The organism is Microbacterium sp. NPDC055683 (genome assembly GCF_053617895.1).
Map to the genome: position 1 here is coordinate 22,196 of NZ_JBSHGQ010000039.1, position 16,285 is coordinate 38,480.

12 protein-coding genes and 1 pseudogene are annotated in these 16,285 nt (G+C 72.9%); 7 read left to right on the plus strand and 6 right to left on the minus strand.

The window, feature by feature from the left end; translation table 11 throughout:
• Positions 1-257 precede the first annotated feature (257 nt).
• Positions 258-1,193, minus strand: coding sequence for an aldose 1-epimerase family protein (locus tag ACWGPF_RS13970; protein WP_452333367.1), 936 nt, complete (start codon positions 1,191-1,193; stop codon positions 258-260).
• Positions 1,194-1,536: 343 nt separating this feature from the next.
• On the opposite strand from ACWGPF_RS13970, the gene ACWGPF_RS13975 reads away from it, so the two are divergent.
• The 7 genes and pseudogenes from ACWGPF_RS13975 to ACWGPF_RS14005 all read left to right on the plus strand — a co-directional run.
• Positions 1,537-1,626: a potassium-transporting ATPase subunit F gene (locus ACWGPF_RS13975; RefSeq protein WP_345438893.1), complete on the plus strand. Its 90-nt coding sequence runs from the start codon at positions 1,537-1,539 to the stop codon at positions 1,624-1,626.
• Positions 1,626-3,299 carry a potassium-transporting ATPase subunit KdpA gene (gene kdpA / locus ACWGPF_RS13980; protein ID WP_452333368.1) on the plus strand — a complete coding sequence of 558 codons (1,674 nt, stop codon included), beginning with the start codon at positions 1,626-1,628 and terminating at the stop codon, positions 3,297-3,299. The genes ACWGPF_RS13975 and kdpA overlap by 1 nt, the downstream gene beginning before the upstream one ends.
• On the plus strand, positions 3,299-5,422 hold the full coding sequence (gene kdpB, locus ACWGPF_RS13985) for a potassium-transporting ATPase subunit KdpB (RefSeq protein ID WP_452333369.1): 2,124 nt from the start codon (positions 3,299-3,301) through the stop codon (positions 5,420-5,422). Before kdpA ends, kdpB begins: the two co-directional genes overlap by 1 nt.
• A 19-nt stretch (positions 5,423-5,441) precedes the next feature.
• Positions 5,442-6,047 carry a potassium-transporting ATPase subunit KdpC gene (gene kdpC / locus ACWGPF_RS13990; RefSeq protein WP_452333370.1) on the plus strand — a complete coding sequence of 202 codons (606 nt, stop codon included), beginning with the start codon at positions 5,442-5,444 and terminating at the stop codon, positions 6,045-6,047.
• Between the two features lies 1 nt (position 6,048).
• Positions 6,049-8,541, plus strand: coding sequence for an ATP-binding protein (locus ACWGPF_RS13995; protein WP_452333371.1), 2,493 nt, complete (start codon positions 6,049-6,051; stop codon positions 8,539-8,541).
• On the plus strand, positions 8,538-9,227 hold the full coding sequence (locus ACWGPF_RS14000; protein ID WP_345438883.1) for a response regulator: 690 nt from the start codon (positions 8,538-8,540) through the stop codon (positions 9,225-9,227). The genes ACWGPF_RS13995 and ACWGPF_RS14000 overlap by 4 nt, the downstream gene beginning before the upstream one ends.
• Before the next feature lie 59 nt (positions 9,228-9,286).
• Positions 9,287-11,263: pseudogene (locus ACWGPF_RS14005) on the plus strand (acyltransferase family protein); the annotation flags it as partial.
• Positions 11,264-11,304: 41 nt separating this feature from the next.
• Here ACWGPF_RS14005 and ACWGPF_RS14010 read toward each other — a convergent pair.
• The 5 genes from ACWGPF_RS14010 to ACWGPF_RS14030 form a co-directional block, all read right to left on the minus strand.
• On the minus strand, positions 11,305-12,318 hold the full coding sequence (locus ACWGPF_RS14010) for a LacI family DNA-binding transcriptional regulator (RefSeq protein ID WP_452333372.1): 1,014 nt from the start codon (positions 12,316-12,318) through the stop codon (positions 11,305-11,307).
• A 68-nt stretch (positions 12,319-12,386) separates the two neighbouring features.
• On the minus strand, positions 12,387-13,607 hold the full coding sequence (locus ACWGPF_RS14015; protein WP_452333373.1) for an endo-1,4-beta-xylanase: 1,221 nt from the start codon (positions 13,605-13,607) through the stop codon (positions 12,387-12,389).
• Positions 13,604-14,305, minus strand: coding sequence for a hypothetical protein (locus ACWGPF_RS14020; RefSeq protein WP_452333374.1), 702 nt, complete (start codon positions 14,303-14,305; stop codon positions 13,604-13,606). The genes ACWGPF_RS14015 and ACWGPF_RS14020 overlap by 4 nt, the downstream gene beginning before the upstream one ends.
• 3 nt (positions 14,306-14,308) lie before the next feature.
• Positions 14,309-15,214 (minus strand): carbohydrate ABC transporter permease, encoded by a 906-nt coding sequence (locus ACWGPF_RS14025; RefSeq protein ID WP_452333377.1) that lies wholly within the window; start codon positions 15,212-15,214, stop codon positions 14,309-14,311.
• 2 nt (positions 15,215-15,216) lie between these two features.
• Positions 15,217-16,242, minus strand: coding sequence for an ABC transporter permease (locus ACWGPF_RS14030; RefSeq protein WP_452333375.1), 1,026 nt, complete (start codon positions 16,240-16,242; stop codon positions 15,217-15,219).
• Positions 16,243-16,285: the final 43 nt, after the last annotated feature.

Sequence of the window (16,285 nt, forward strand, 5' to 3'; positions counted from 1 at the left end):
ACGGGCTCATCCGAGCCGCCACCGGAAACACACGAAGGAGATTCCCATGAACGCTCCCGCAGCGACCCTCGAGTTCGACACCGACGCCCTCGACTTCACGCAGATCCCGGTCTGGTACGACCGCCACCCCTCGCAGGCCGAGGGCGAGGACGACTGACACCGAAAGGCCATCCGCCTGCCGACCTCACATCTGATTCCGCGTTTTCCGGTGTGCTTTCGTCCAACGGATATCCGTTGGATGAGAGCACAGGCCGGGGTCAGAGGGCGGCGATCGTCCAGGCGGCGATCTCGTGGGAGGAGCCCGGCTCCAGCACCACGAGGTCGTCACCCGAGTTGAACGCATCGGGCGGGCACGTCATCGGCTCGACGGCGAGGCCGGCGCGGTGGCCGGAGCCGCCGCCGGGCAGATCGGCGGTGTGGATCTGGACCCACGGGCACCGGCCATCCCAGGTCATGCGCACCCCCGCGCCGCCGGGCGCGGTGAGCCGTACGCTCGCCGCGCCTTCTGCGTCACGCGTGAGGCCCGTGAACGCGTGGTCGATCTCGACGGCGCCGAGCGGCCGCGCGACGCGGAAGTCGAACCGATCCGCGTCGTCCGACACGGGGGCCGTGCCCGTCGGCACGAGCCGATCGGGGGTGACCTCGAGCACCGTGTCGGCGGGCAGCTCGAGCGTCCAGTCGTCGACGACGCCGGCGGCCGCCACGAGGTAGGGATGGGGGCCCGTGCCGAACGGCGCGCGCGTCGCGCTGGCGTTCGCGGCCGACACCGTCTGCGTGAGCCCCGCCTCGGCGTCGAGCGCGTAGGTCGTCGTGACGGTCACGCGCCACGGGTACGCGTCCTGCGGGGCGATCGTCGCCGCGAGCGTCACGGACGACTCCGTCTCGGCCACGACGGAGAAGTCGGCCCACGACAGCAGGCCGTGGAGGGCGTGGCCGCGAGCCGGCTCCGTGAGCGCGAGCTGGTGCTCCTCGCCGTCGAAGGCGTAGCGGCCGTCGACCACGCGGTTGGGCCAGGGCGCGAGCGTCGTGCCGCGGTACGCGGGGCGCACCTCGGATGCGGCGAACGGCACGACGAGATCGCGCCCCTCGAAGGTCAGGGCGCGGAGCGAGGCTCCGACGCTCGCGACGGCGGCTTCGTAGCCGCCTGCGCGGAGGATGTGCTGCGTTCCCGAGACGTCGGCGTGCGTGGTCATATCGTTCCCTCGTCGGATGTGCGCGCTCACATGGCGCGGATGCCAGTATCGCGTGCACTGGCCGCCGACGCGAACCGGCGCCCTCCGTGCGCGACGCTGCCCTCGGGCGGGGCTCCGTGAGCACCGTGTGAGGATCCCGCTCCGCTCCCGTATGGGTTCCGTGAGGACCCGGGAGAGGACGGCGCCGGCGGTGTTGCATCGGGACGTGCGCCCGACCGGGCGCCCGGCCCCCGCTGGCCGCACGCCTTCCGAATGGAGTCGCTGTGCTCGACGTCGCCTACCTGCTCGGTGCGCTCGTCCTCTTCCTCGTCGTCGGACTCGTCGCGAAGGCGGTGGAGCGGCTGTGATCGCCTTCGCCGCGATCGCGGCCGCGCTCGGCGTGTCCGCCGTCGTCTACCTCGTGATCGCGCTCGTGAAGCCGGAGCGGTTCTGATGCCGTGGCTCCTCGCCCTCGCGGGGCTCGCCACCGTCGCCGCCATCCTGGCGGTGCTCTACCGTCCCCTCGGCGACTACATGGCGCACGTCTACGCGTCGCCGCGCGACCTCCTCATCGAGCGCGGCGTGTACCGCCTCATCGGCGTGTCCCCGCGCTCCGAGCAGACCTGGCAGGCGTACCTGCGCGGGGTGCTCGCGCTGTCGGCCGTCGGCGTCGTCCTCCTCTACGCGCTGCAGCGCGCCCAGCCGCTCCTCCCCCTCGCGTTCGGGCTCCCCGCCCCGTCGGAGGACCTGTCGTTCAACACCGCGATCTCGTTCGTCACGAACACGAACTGGCAGTCGTACTCGCCCGAGCAGACGCTCGGCCACACCGTGCAGGCCGCGGGCCTCGCCGTGCAGAACTTCGTCTCGGCCGCCGTCGGGATGGCCGTCGCCGTCGCCCTCGTGCGCGGTTTCGCACGGCGCTCGTCCGGCACGCTCGGGAACGTGTGGGTCGACCTCGTGCGCGGATGCGTGCGCATCCTGCTGCCGTTCTCCGTCATCGCGGCGCTCGTGCTCCTCGCGGGCGGAGTCGTGCAGAACCTCTCCGGTCTCACGGAGGTGCAGACCCTCGCGGGCGGCACGCAGGCCATCCCAGGCGGCCCCGTCGCCTCGCAGGAGGCGATCAAGCTGCTCGGCACGAACGGCGGCGGGTTCTTCAACGCGAACTCGGCTCATCCGTTCGAGAACCCGAGCCCGTGGACGAGCCTGTTCGAGGTCGTCCTCATGCTCGCCATCCCGTTCGCGCTCCCTCGCACCTTCGGGCGGATGGTCGGCGACGACCGGCAGGGCCTCGCCGTCGCGGCCGCCATGGCGGTGCTCTTCACGGTCTCGCTCGCGGCGCTCACCGCCTTCGAGCTCGCAGGCTCCGGAGCAGCGCCCGAGCTCGCCGGAGGCGCCCTGGAAGGCAAGGAGACGCGCTTCGGGGTGATCGGCTCGACGCTCTTCGGCTCCACGAGCACGCTGACGTCGACGGGGGCCGTGAACGCCATGCACGACTCGTTCACGGCGCTCGGCGGCATGATGCCGATGATCAACATGATGCTCGGTGAGCTCGCGCCTGGCGGCGTCGGGTCCGGCCTGTACGGGATGCTCGTCATCGCGATCGTCGCCGTGTTCATCGCGGGGCTCCTCGTCGGACGCACCCCCGAGTACCTCGGGAAGAAGATCGGGCGGCGCGAGATGACGCTCGCGAGCCTGTACATCCTCGTCACCCCCGTGCTCGTCCTCGTCGGGACGGCGCTGAGCCTCGCCCTCCCCGGCGTCCGCGACGACGTCGCCTCGACGTCGATCGCGAACCCCGGCGTGCACGGACTCTCCGAGGTGCTCTACGCGTTCACATCGGCCGCCAACAACAACGGTTCGGCGTTCGCCGGCCTCACGGCGAACACGCCGTGGCTCAACACGGCGCTGGGCGTCGCGATGCTGCTCGGGCGCTTCGTGCCGATCGCGCTCGTGCTCGCCCTCGCCGCATCGCTCGCCGCGCAGGCCGCCGTCCCCGCGACGGCCGGCACGCTCCCCACCCATCGGCCGCTCTTCGTCGGCCTGCTCGTCGGGACGATCGTCGTCGTGACGGCGCTCACCTACTTCCCCGTTCTCGCGCTGGGTCCCCTGGCGGAAGGGCTGCTGTGATGTCCACGATCCTGAAGGAGGCGCCCGTCGCGGCGCCCCGCACCCGCGCACGCGGCCTTTCCGCTGCGCAGCTGCGCGACGCCGTCCCCGGTGCCGTGCGCAAGCTCGACCCGCGCACGCAGTGGCGCAACCCCGTCATGTTCCTCGTCTGGGCGGGCGCGGCTCTCACGACGGCGATCGCCGTCGCCGAGCCGTTCCTCGGCGGGCCGGAGGCCTCCGGCGGCACCCCCGTGCCACTGTCGTTCACTCCGGTCATCGCGGGATGGCTGTGGCTGACGGTGCTCTTCGCCAACCTCGCCGAGTCGGTCGCGGAGGGCCGGGGGAAGGCGCAGGCCGACACGCTGCGGCAGACGCGCACGAGCACGATGGCGCGACGACTCCCGGCGTACCCCGCCGATGCCGTCCGCATCGAGGAGGTGCCGTCGGCCGAGCTGCGCCGCGGCGACGTCGTCGTCGTCTCGGCGGGAGAGCTCATCCCCGGCGACGGCGACATCGTGGAGGGGATCGCGAGCGTCGACGAGTCGGCCATCACGGGAGAGTCCGCGCCCGTCATCCGGGAGTCCGGCGGCGACCGCAGCGCCGTCACGGGCGGCACGCGCGTGCTGTCGGACCGCATCGTCGTGCGCATCACGTCGAAGCCGGGCGAGACGTTCGTCGATCGGATGATCGCGCTCGTCGAGGGCGCGTCGCGCCAGCACACGCCCAACGAGATCGCGCTGAACATCCTGCTCGCGAGCCTGTCGATCGTGTTCGTCGTCGTCGCCCTCGTGCTGAACCCGATCGCCTCGTTCGCGGCGGCGCCCGTCAGCATCCCCGTGCTCGTCGCCCTGCTCGTGTGCCTCATCCCGACGACGATCGGGGCGCTGCTGAGCGCCATCGGCATCGCGGGCATGGACCGTCTAGTGCAGCGCAACGTGCTCGCGATGTCAGGGCGCGCCGTGGAGGCGGCCGGCGACGTCACGACGCTGCTGCTCGACAAGACGGGCACCATCACCTACGGCAACCGGCGCGCGGCGGCGTTCGAGCCCGTCGGCGGCGCCGACGCGGGCGAGCTGGTGCGGATGGCCGCGCTGTCGTCGCTCGCGGACCCCACACCCGAGGGCGCGTCGATCGTCGAGCTCGCGAGCGCGCAGGGCGCCGACGTCTCCCCCGCGCCCGGCGAGGTCGTGCCGTTCACGGCGCAGACGCGGATGTCGGGGCTCGACGCGGAAGACGGCACGCGCATCCGGAAGGGGGCGGGGTCGGCCGTCCTCGCCTGGCTCGAGGAGGACGGCCGCCGTGTGCCGTCCGGCACGCGCGCCGCGTTCGACGCGATCGTCGACGGCATCGCGCGGTCGGGCGGCACGCCGCTCGCCGTCGCCGTCGAGGATGCCGACGGCACCGGCAGGCTGCTGGGCGTCGTCCACCTCAAGGACGTCGTCAAGGACGGGCTCGGAGCCCGGTTCGCCGAGCTCCGCGCCATGGGCATCCGCACCGTCATGGTCACGGGCGACAACCCGCTCACCGCCGCGGCGATCGCGCAGGAGGCCGGGGTCGACGATTTCCTCGCCGAGGCGACCCCCGAGGACAAGCTCGCGTACATCCGGAGGGAGCAGGAGGGCGGACGCCTCGTCGCCATGACGGGCGACGGCACGAACGACGCCCCGGCGCTCGCGCAGGCCGATGTCGGCGTGGCGATGAACTCGGGCACGTCGGCGGCCAAAGAGGCGGGCAACATGGTCGACCTCGACTCCGATCCGACGAAGCTCATCGACATCGTGCGCATCGGGAAGCAGCTGCTCATCACGCGGGGCGCGCTCACGACGTTCTCCATCGCGAACGACATCGCCAAGTACTTCGCGATCATCCCCGCCATGTTCATGGGCGTCTTCCCGCAGCTCTCGGCCCTCAACGTCATGGGGCTGCACTCCCCCGCGTCGGCCGTGCTCTCGGCCGTCGTCTTCAACGCGCTCGTCATCGTCCTGCTCATCCCCCTCGCCCTGCGCGGGGTGCGGTTCCGCGCGGGCGACGCGTCGAGCATCCTCGGCCGCAACCTCGCCGTCTACGGCGTGGGAGGCGTCATCGCGCCCTTCGCGGGCATCTGGGCGATCGACCTCGTCGTCCGCCTCCTCCCCGGTTTCTGACCCGCATCCGAACAGGAGCATGCATCCCATGCGATCGACCATCCGCACCCTCTGGGTCGCCGTCCGCACCCTCGCCCTCGCCACCGCCGCCCTGGGCGTCGGCTACACGCTGCTCGTCACGGGTCTCGGCCAGCTGCTGCTGCCGGCGCAGGCGAACGGCTCCCTCGTGACAGGCGCCGACGGCGAGGTCGTCGGCTCCGCGCTCCTCGGGCAGTCGTTCACGGACGCCGACGGCGAGCCGCTGGCGGAGTACTTCCAGCCCCGGCCGTCCGCGTCCGGCTACGACCCGGCCGCATCCGGCGGGTCCAACCTGGGGCCGGAGAACCCCGACCTCGTCGCCGCGATCGCGGAGCGCCGCGCCGAGGTCGCGGCCCTCGAGGGCGTCGCCGCGAGCGCCGTCCCCGCCGACGCCGTGACGGCGTCCGCCTCCGGCCTCGACCCGCACATCAGCCCGGCCTACGCGGCCATCCAGGTCGATCGCGTCGCGGCGGCGCGGGGCCTCTCGCCCGAGGTCGTCGCCGACCTCGTCGCCGCGTACACGAGCGGGCGCGTGCTCGGATACCTTGGGGAGCCGACGGTGGACGTCCTCGCGCTCAATCTCGCGCTGGACGAGCGGGAGGGCTGACATGACCGGACGCGGGCGGCTGCGGGTGCTGCTCGGCGCCGCTCCGGGGGTCGGGAAGACGTACGCCATGCTCGAGGAGGGCCATCGGATGGCCGCCGAGGGCGCCGACGTCGTCGTCGCGGTCGTCGAGACGCACGGCAGGGCGGCGACGGCCGCGATCGCCGAGGGGCTCGAGACGGTGCCGCCGCGCCGCATCGCGTACCGCGGGGTGGAACTCGCCGAGATGGATCTCGACGCCGTGCTCGCGCGGCGGCCCGACATCGCCCTCGTCGACGAGCTCGCGCACGCCGACGCGCCGGGGTCGCGGAACGCGAAGCGCTGGCAAGACGTCGAGGAGCTGCTCGCGGCGGGGATCGACGTCGTCTCGACCGTGAACGTGCAGCACATCGAGTCGCTCGGCGACGTCGTGGAGGGCATCACGGGCGTCGTGCAGCGCGAGACCATCCCGGACGCCGTGCTGCGCGGCGCCGACCAGGTCGAGGTCGTCGACCTCGCGCCCGCTGCGCTGCGCGACCGGCTCTCCGGCGGGCTCGTCTACCCCGCAGAGCGCATCGACGCGGCCATGTCGAACTACTTCCGGCTCGGCAACCTCACGGCGCTGCGCGAGCTCGCGCTGCTGTGGCTGGCCGACGAGGTCGACCAGGCGCTCAAGACCTACCGGGCGGAGCACGGCATCCGCAGCCGCTGGGAGGCGAGGGAGCGGGTCGTCGTGGCGCTGACGGGCGGCGCGGAGGGCGAGACGCTGCTGCGCCGCGGCGCGCGGATCGCCGCGCGCTCGGCGGGCGGCGAGCTGCTCGCCGTGCACGTCACGACGCAGGACGGGCTGCGCGCCGCCGACCCCTCGGCGCTCGCCCGCCAGCGCGAGCTCGTGGAGACGCTCGGCGGCACGGCGCACCAGGTGGTGGGCGACGACGTGCCCCGATCGCTCGTCGCCTTCGCCCGCTCGGTCGACGCGACCCAGCTCGTCATCGGCGTGAGCCGACGCAGCCGGCTCACCGCCCTCCTCACGGGGCCGGGGATCGGGGCCACGGTCATCCGGGAGTCGGGCGACATCGACGTGCACATCGTGTCGCACGCCGCGGCGGGCGGCGGCTTCGCGCTGCCTCGGCTGGGCGGGGCGCTCACGGCGCGGCGCCGCATCGCGGGCTTCGCGCTCGCGCTCGTCGCGGGCCCCCTGCTCACGTGGCTGCTCACAGCGCTGCGCACCCCCGAGTCGATCACGAGCGACGTGCTGAGCTACCAGCTGCTCGTCGTGGTCGTCTCGCTCGTCGGCGGCATCTGGCCCGCCCTCTTCGCCGCCGTGCTGTCGGGCCTCACCCTCGACTACTTCTTCGTCGACCCGCTCTACACGGTGCACGTGCACGAGCCCCTTCACCTGCTCGCACTGTTCCTCTACGTCACGATCGCCGTGCTCGTGAGCGTCGTCGTCGACACGGCCGCACGCAAGACCCGCGCGGCACGCCGTGCGGCGGCCGAGTCGGAGCTGCTCGCCGCCGTCTCCGGAGGCGTGCTGCGCGGCCAGGGAGCCGTCCAGGCGCTCGTCGAGCGGGCGCGGGAGGCGTTCGGGCTGACGGGCGTGCGCCTCCTCTCCGGCGACGAGGTCGTCGCGACGAGCGGCGAACCCGTCCCCGACGGGCGCAGCACGGCCATCCCCGTGGGCGAGCGGGCGGCGCTCGAGCTGCACGGGCCGGACCTGCGCGCCTCGGAGCGCCGGCTGCTGTCCGTCGTCGTCGCGCAGCTGGCGGCGGCGCTCGACCGGCGCGACCTCGCAGAGGCGGCGAGCGAGGTCGAGCCGCTCGCCGCGTCGGAGCGGGTGCGGAGCGCCCTCCTGTCGGCGCTCAGCCACGATCTTCGCCGCCCGCTCGCGTCGGCGACGGCGGCCGTGGGAGGACTCCGGATGGCCGGGGCCGCGCTGTCGGACGACGACAGGGCCGAGCTGCTCGCGACGGCGGACGAGAGCCTCACGGCGCTCGCGACGCTCGTAACCGACCTGCTCGACGTCTCCCGGCTGCAGGCGGGCGTCCTCGCCATCTCCGTCTCGCCCGTCGACGCGGCCGACATCGTGCTCCCCGCGCTCGACGAGCTCGGCGCCGGCCCCGACGCCGTGGAGCTCGACCTCGATGCCACGGCGCCGCCCGCGCTGGCCGACCCCGTGCTGCTGCAGCGCGTGCTCGTGAACCTCCTCGCCAACGCCCTCCGCCACTCGCCGGAGGGGTCGCGCGTGCGGGTGACGACGAGCGCCTTCGGGGGACGCGTCGAGATCCGCGTCGTCGACCACGGGCCCGGCATCCCCGCGGAGCGCCGCGACGAGGTGTTCGTGCCGTTCCAGCGTCTGGGCGACACCGACAACACCACGGGACTGGGCCTCGGGCTCGCCCTCTCGAAGGGGTTCGCCGAGGGGATGGGCGGCACCCTCTCCCCCGAGGACACGCCGGGAGGCGGCCTCACCATGGTCGTGTCGCTGCCCGCGTCGCCTAGCGTGGAGATCTCATGAGGATCCTCATCGCCGACGACGACCCGCAGCTCGTCCGCGCCCTCCGCATCACCCTCGCCGCGAAGGGCTACGAGGTCGTCACGGCCGCCGACGGCGCGCAGGCGATCGCGGCAGCCGTCGACCGCAGGCCCGACCTCTTCCTCCTCGACCTCGGCATGCCGCAGCTCGACGGCCTCGAGGTCATCCAGGCCATCCGCGGATGGTCGGAGGCGCCCATCCTCGTCGTATCGGGGCGGGCGGGTGCGGCCGACAAGGTCGACGCCCTCGACGCGGGGGCCGACGACTACGTCACGAAGCCGTTCGCGATCGAGGAGCTGCTGGCCCGCATCCGAGCGCTCACGCGCCGCGTGCCGTCGCACGACGCCGAGCCGACCGTGCGCTTCGGCGATGTGACGGTCGACCTCGCGGCCCGCATCGTCACGCGCGAGGTCGACGGATCGCCGCAGCCCGTGCGGCTGACGCCCACGGAGTGGCAGGTGCTCGAGCTGCTCATCCGCCATCCCGGGAGCCTCGTCACACGGCAGACGCTGCTCACGAGCATCTGGGGGTCCGAGCACGTGACCGACACCGGGTATCTGCGGCTCTACCTGTCGCAGCTGCGCAAGAAGCTCGAGGTCGATCCCGCGGCGCCGCGGCATCTGCTGACCGAGGCGGGGATGGGCTACCGGCTCGTGCTCGACGGCTGACGGCGTCCACCCGCCGTTCACCCGCGACGCCTACCGTCGCCGCGATGCGACGACAGGGGATGCGGCTCGACATCCAGGGGCTGCGCGCGATCGCGGTGCTCGCGGTGCTGCTCGACCATGCCCGCATCCCGGGGTTCGCGGGGGGCTACGTCGGGGTCGACGTGTTCTTCGTCGTGTCGGGGTTCCTCATCACGGGCCACCTGCTGCGGGAGCTCCGCGAGCACGGCCGCATCCGGTTCGCGGCGTTCTGGGCGCGCCGGGCGCGCCGCCTGCTGCCCGCCGCCCTGTCCGTGCTGGCGGCGACGACCGGGGCGGCCCTCGTGCTGATGTCGCCGCTGCGGCTGGAGACCGTGCTGCACGACGCCGTCGCGACGGCGCTGTACGTGCCGAACCTGCGGTTCGCCGCCCTGCAGACCGACTACCTCGCGGGCACGGAGCCGTCGCCGTTCCAGCACTACTGGTCGCTCGGCGTCGAGGAGCAGTTCTACCTGCTGTGGCCGCTCGCTCTCGCGGGCCTCTGGCTGGCGCTCCGACGACGAACCGGCGGCCCCGGCATCGGCATGGGCGTGGGCGTCGGCGCGATCGCCGTGCTGTCGTTCGCCGCGTGCCTCGTCGTGGGCGCGTCGTCGCAGCCCTGGGCGTTCTTCTCGCTGCCGACGCGGGCGTGGGAGCTCGCCGTCGGCGGACTCGTGGCGTGGGCGGGGATGCGGCGTGGCGTGCGCGAGGGCGGTGTTCGCAAGGGCGGCGTGCGCGAGCGGATGGCTGCGGTCGCCGCGTGGGCGGGGCTCGCGGCGATCGCCGCCTCGGTGGCGGCCTTCGACGCGACGACGCCCTGGCCGGGTCCGGCGACGCTCGCGCCCGTGCTGGGGACGGCGGTCGTCATCGCTTTCGGACAGGCGCAGGGCGGGCCTGCCGCGCTGCTGAGCGTGCCGCCGGCGGTGTTCGTCGGGGGGATCTCGTACGCGCTGTACCTCGTGCACTGGCCGATCCTGGTGCTCGTCGCCGAGCGGATGCCGCCCGGCAGGGAGCTCCCGGCCGTCGGGGGCGCCGTGTGCGTCGTCCTGTCGGTGCTGCTCGCCTGGCCGCTGCATCGGCATGTCGAGGAGCGGTTCCGCCGGCCGCGGGTCGCGGGGCGCCCCCGCGCCGACGCGCGCGCGCTCGTCGGGGCGCTCGCCGCGTCGCTCGTGCTCGTGGCGGCGTTCACCGGTTCGCAGGCGGCGGTCGCGCTGCGCCCGCTCGATGCGGGGCGCTCGGCTCCGACCTCGGCGGAGCTCGCCCCGCTGCCGTCGGGCACGCCGTTCGTCCCGGACAACCTCGCCCCCGCGCTCGCCGACGCGGCGGCGGATACGGGCGAGGTGTACGGGAACGGATGCCAGCAGGGCAGGTCCGCGGCGGAGCTCGTGACGTGCGACGTCGGCGAGGCGGGCGCCGACGTGCAGGTCGCGCTGTTCGGGGACTCCCACGCCGGTCGGCTGTTCCCGGCTCTCGCCCGCGTGGCGGAGGAGGAGGGCTACCTGCTGCGGACGTACCTCAAGAGCGGCTGCCGCTCGCTCGAGACCGAGGCGGGGTGGGAGGACGCCCGACCGGACTGCGCGCAGTGGCGGGAGGAGGCGCTCGCCGCTCTCGAGGCCGATCCGCCCGATGTCGTGGTCCTGGCGAGCCACGTGCCTCCGATGCCGGACCGCGACCCCGTGACGCTGCAGGGACGGTGGGAGGCGGGTGTCGCGGCGGTGCTCGACCGCCTGCCGGCGGAGTCGCGGCCCGTGCTCGTGCAGGACAACCCCGGGCTCGCGTTCTCGGCGCCGCTGTGCCTGTCGTCGCACCTGTCGTCGGCGTCGTCATGCGGGGCCGACCGCGACGAGGCGCTCAACGCGCCCGTGCGCGCCGCGATCGCGCACGTCGGCGAGGCCGCGGGCGCGCCCGTCGTCGACGCCGTGGATCTGATGTGCGACGCCGAGCGGTGCCCGGCCATCATCGGGGCGACCCTCGTGTACTCCGACGATCACCATCTGACGGCGACGTTCGCCGCGCAGCTGGCGCCCGCGATCGGGGCCGGGATCGAAGAGGCGCTCGCCCGTCAGCGCGGCGGCGCCGTCGACTCGCGGATGATCAACTCCGTCCCGAGCTCGACCTTCTGCGACGCCAGCGGCCTGTCGTCGGACAGGTCGATGAGCATCTCCGTCGCGAGCGACGCCATCTCCGCGAGGGGCTGCCGCACGGTCGTGAGCGCGGGCGCCAGCCATCCGGCGAGCGGGAGGTCGTCGTAGCCGACGACCGACAGGTCGTCCGGCACCCGCAGCCCGAGCTCGTGCGCCGCCCGCAGCACCCCGAGCGCCTGCGCGTCGGACCCCGCGAAGACGGCGGTGGGGCGGTCGCTCCGGCGCAGCAGCTCGATGCCGTGCTCGTGCCCGGCCGGGACCTCGAAGCTCCCCCACCGGATGAGCTCCGGCACGACGTCGAGGCCCGCCTCCGCATGGGCGCTCCGGAACCCGTCGACCCGCGCGCGGCTGCAGAGCACGTCCTCCGGCCCCGAGATCATCCCGATCCTCGTGTGCCCCAGCTCGATGAGATGCCGTGTCGCCGCGAGGCCACCGCTCCAGTTGTTGGACCCGACGGTCGGCACGCCGGCGGGCGTCTCCCCGTCGGTGTCGAGCACGACGAAGGGGATGGACCGCGCCCGCAGCTGCCTCCGCTGCGTGTCGTCGAGGCGCGAGAGCACGAGCAGCACGCCCCGCGTGCCGCGCGCCGTGATGCTGTCGATCCACTCCTGCGGCGGCCGATGCGAGCCGCCGAGCTCGGTGAGGACCACGCCGACGCGGTGGGGGGCGGCCGCGCGCTCCACCCCGACGATGATCTCCTGCGCCCACGTGCTGCCGAACTCGTGGAAGACGAGGTCGAGCAGGCCCCTCGTGCGCGTCGGCGAATCGGCGCCGACGGGCTTGCGGTAGTCGTACCGGGCCAGCGCCGCCTCGACCCTGGAGCGCGTCTCGGCGGCGACGTCGCTGCGCCCGTTCAGGACGCGCGACACGGTCGGCACCGACACCCCGACCTCCTGCGCGATGGTCGCGATCGTCGCACGTCCTCGAGCCATCTCGACCTCTCCCGGACCGGCACCTCCCGTCCATCCTAGGCGAGCGTCCGGAACGGTCCCGCGCCCCGTCACGGCAGCTCGACGCGCAGCTCCGCCGGCCCCGCCGGAGCCTCGAACCGGGCCGACCGGCCGCCGGCCCGCACCTCGAACGCGCCCGCGAACGCGCGCAGCGCGATCCGGCCGTCCTCGTCGGTCCGCAGTCGCGCGGGGGCGAGCCACCACTCGCCGCGGATCAGCGAGCGCAGGGCGTCGTAGGCCGGCTTGGGCGTCCCGTCGCGGCGGATGAGCCCGCTCGGCGCGCCGAGCCATGCCGTCTCGTCGTCGAAGCCCCAGTACGTCACGGCCTCCACCGACGGTTGCGCGACGAGGGAGCGGTAGTGCCGGACGATCTCATCCGCCTGCCTCTCCTCGCCGTCCGGCGTCGACGGCCAGTCGTCCACGACGTGGTCGTTGAGGTCCTCGATCTCGGCGGGCATGAGCGCCCCCGACACGAGCGACGTCTCCGTCCAGTGCAGCGGCAGCCCGAACCGCGCGAACCTCTCGCTGACCTCGGCCGCGCGCTCTTCGCCCCGGTACCCCTGGTGCATGTGCGACTGCAGTCCGATCGCGTCGATGCGGACGCCCGCGTCGAGCACCTCCTCGATGAGCCGCTCGTAGTCGGGTCCGAGATCGAAGTCGTTGACGACGAGCTGCGCACGGGGGTTCGCGGCGCGCGCCTCGTCGACCGCCAGGCGGATGAGCTCCACGCGTCCGTGCTTCTCGCACAGCCGCGAGACGGCGTTGCGGATGCCGTCCGGCTCGTTCGCGAAGCGCGGCATGATGACCGCCTCGTTGACGACGTCCCAGGCGTCGATCAGCCCGGCGAAGCCGCCGACCTCGCGGCGGATCCGTCCGCACAGGGCGGCCTCCGCCTCGTCGAGGGGGAGCCTGTCGACCCACGGCGCCTTCACCGTGTGCCACACGAGCGGATGGCCCTTGAGCCGGGCGCCGCGATCGGCCAGATCGCGCGCACGCCGCCTCAGCTCGGCCTCCCCCGTGCGGCCTCGCTCCGGCTCGTACCTGCCCCAGTACACCGTCAGAGTCGCGGTGTCGAAGAGGTCGAGCCACCGGGCCAGCATCGCGTCGCCGCCGGAGCCGGGGGCCGTGCATCCGAACGCGAGCGCGTGGCGCAGCTGCACGACCTCGACCTCGGCGTCGGCGAGCGGCGCGCCCTGCGCGTCCACGATCCGCACGACGGCGTCGGTCTCGCGATGGCGCAGGCCCTGCGGGGCTGCGGTGGCGGTGTTCATGCGACGAACCTCTCTCCCACGTGCTCCTCGACGGGGCGGGCGACGACGCGCAGGAGCAGCGCGAAGACCCAGGCGGACAGCAGCAGCGCGGCCTCCGACGCGAACGCGACGACGGCGACGGCGACGAGGGCGAGCGACGCGAACGCAAGCGACGCACGCCACTGGCTGAACGCCGACGACAGCGCGATCCGGGCGGCGTCGCGCGTGCGGAACGAGAAGTACGCGGTGATCACGAGCAGATGGCCCGACCAGAGCGCGAGCGCGGCGAGCAGGGCGATCGCCGCGCCGCGCAGCCCCGCCCCTCCCGGCACGTCGGCGGCGGCGGCGGCGACGATGTCGACGACGAGGAGCGCGGCGGCCGCGAGGACCGGCGCCCACCAGCGCAGCACGTCGCCCGTGTTGCGGGCGAGCCCGCGCCAGAGCGCCCTCGCCGGCCGCAGATCGTGTTCGGCCTGCCATGCACGCTGCGCGTAGAGGGCCGCCGACAGCGCGGGTGCGACCGGCAGGAGCGCGACGACCCCCAGCACCGCGATCCCGATGGCGGGCGACGTCCCCTCCGCGCGGCCCAGCACGACCCACGCCGCGAGCGTGGGCGAGCAGAGCAGCGCGAGGAAGCCCGCGAGGACCATCCAGCGGTACACGACCGCGGACGCGCGGGAGAGCACGCCGGTCCCGACCTCGTCGACGACCCCGGCCATCCGTCAGCCCTTCACCGAGCCGAGCATGACGCCCGACACGAAGTAGCGCTGCACGAACGGGTACACGCACAGGATCGGGATCACCGTGAGGATCATCGTCACCGACTGGATGTTCGCGTTGAGGTCGGCCGCGGTGCTGCCGACCGCCGCGCTCTCGCTCGCCGTCGTCGACGCGCCCGCGATGAGGTTGCGCAGGAACAGCGTCACGGGGAACAGCTCGTTCCTGTCGAGGTAGAGGAACGCACCGAACCAGTCGTTCCAGAACGCCACCGAGTAGAACAGCACCATCGTCGCGATCACGGCCTTCGACAGCGGCAGGACGATGCGCGTGAAGATCCCGAACCATCCGAGCCCGTCGATCTGCGCGGCCTCCTCGAGCTCGGTGGGCAGGTTCTCGAAGAACGACTTCATGACGAGCAGGTTGAACACCGAGATCGCGCCCGGCAGCACGATGGCCCACATCGTGTTCTTCATGCCGAGCGACGAGATGAGCACGTAGTTCGGCACGAGACCGCCGTTGAAGAACATCGTGAACACGGCGATCCCGATGAGCAGGGCGCGCCCGCGAAGGTGGTGCTTGGCGAGCACGTACGCGTAGCTCGTCGTGAGCGCCATCGCGATCGCGGTGCCCACCACCGTGTAGAGCACGGTGTTGCCGTAGTTGCGCCAGAACATCCCGTTGCCGATCACGGCGGCGTAGGTGTCGGTGTTGAAGCCGACGGGCCAGAAGCTCACGAGGCCCGCCTTGATGGCGCCGGAGGAGCTGAACGACTGCGCGATCACCGTGATGAACGGGTAGAGCATCGCGAGGCACACGCCCACGAGCAGCGCCGTGTTGACGATCGTGAAGACGCGGTAGCCCAGGGAGTCCCTGGTGCCGGCGGTGCGCGACGGTGCGCGGGGGGTCAGGGTCACCACAGGCTCGTTCCCACCATTCGTCGGGACAGGTAGTTGGCGCCGAGCACCATCACGAGGCCGATGAGGGCCTGGAAGAGCCCGATGGCGGCGGCGTAGCTGAGGTTGTTCGACACGAGGCCGACGCGGTAGAGGTACGTGGAGATGACGTCGCCCGTCGAGTAGGTGAGGGGGTTGTACAAGAGCAGCACCTTCTCGAACCCGACGTTGAGGAACGACCCGATGTTGAGGATGAGCAGGGTGATCATGGTGGGCCGGATGCCGGGGAGCGTCACATGCCAGATCTGCTGCAGGCGGTTCGCCCCGTCGATGCGGGCGGCCTCGTAGAGCGACTCGTCGATCGTCGTGAGGGCGGCCAGATACAGGATGGTCCCCCATCCGACGGTCTGCCAGGCCTCGGACGCGACGTAGACGACGCGGAACCACTCCGGCCTCTGCAGGAACGGGATCGCCTCGCCGCCGACGGCCGTGATGATCTGGTTGACCGTGCCCTGCAGCGACAGGAGCTGCATGACCATGCCCACGACGATGACGACGGAGAGGAAGTGCGGCAGATACGAGATCGACTGCACGACCCTCTTGAACGCGTGCTTGCGCACCTCGTTGAGCAGGAGGGCGAGGATGATCGGGAGCGGGAAGCAGACGAGGAGCGTCAGCCCGCCGAGGATCGCGGTGTTCGCGAAGACCTGCCAGAAGGCGGGGTCCTTGACGAACATCTCGACGTAGCGCAGACCCACCCACTCCTCGCCGAAGATGCTCCCGCCCGGCCGGAACCGGCGGAACGCGATGACGTTGCCGAGCATCGGCGCGTACCGGAAGATCGCGAAGAAGACCAGCGGAAGCAGCGCCAGCGCATAGAGCTGCCAGTCGCGACGCAGCGCCTTCCGCCACGGGGTGCGGCCCCTGCGGCGCGCGCCGCGGCGCGAGGGCCCTGCGGTCGTGATGACCCTCGTCGTCGTGGCCCCCGGCGGGGCGGATGACGGGTTCGCGGCGAGCGCCGCGCCCGAGGTCGTCGATGTCATGTCGTCGTCCCTTCGACGCCTCCGGCCGCCGCGGGGGCGGCGG

Excerpts from the sequence above, each read along its gene's own strand:
- ACWGPF_RS14015 (WP_452333373.1), bottom strand. The coding sequence starts at position 13,607 with ATGAACACCGCCACCGCAGCCCCGCAGGGCCTGCGCCATCGCGAGACC.
- kdpC (WP_452333370.1), top strand. The coding sequence starts at position 5,442 with ATGCATCCCATGCGATCGACCATCCGCACCCTCTGGGTCGCCGTCCGC.
- ACWGPF_RS13995 (WP_452333371.1), top strand. The coding sequence starts at position 6,049 with ATGACCGGACGCGGGCGGCTGCGGGTGCTGCTCGGCGCCGCTCCGGGG.
- ACWGPF_RS14020 (WP_452333374.1), bottom strand. The coding sequence starts at position 14,305 with ATGGCCGGGGTCGTCGACGAGGTCGGGACCGGCGTGCTCTCCCGCGCG.
- kdpA (WP_452333368.1), top strand. The coding sequence starts at position 1,626 with ATGCCGTGGCTCCTCGCCCTCGCGGGGCTCGCCACCGTCGCCGCCATC.
- ACWGPF_RS14030 (WP_452333375.1), bottom strand. The coding sequence starts at position 16,242 with ATGACATCGACGACCTCGGGCGCGGCGCTCGCCGCGAACCCGTCATCC.
- ACWGPF_RS14000 (WP_345438883.1), top strand. The coding sequence starts at position 8,538 with ATGAGGATCCTCATCGCCGACGACGACCCGCAGCTCGTCCGCGCCCTC.
- kdpB (WP_452333369.1), top strand. The coding sequence starts at position 3,299 with ATGTCCACGATCCTGAAGGAGGCGCCCGTCGCGGCGCCCCGCACCCGC.
- ACWGPF_RS13970 (WP_452333367.1), bottom strand. The coding sequence starts at position 1,193 with ATGACCACGCACGCCGACGTCTCGGGAACGCAGCACATCCTCCGCGCA.
- ACWGPF_RS14010 (WP_452333372.1), bottom strand. The coding sequence starts at position 12,318 with ATGGCTCGAGGACGTGCGACGATCGCGACCATCGCGCAGGAGGTCGGG.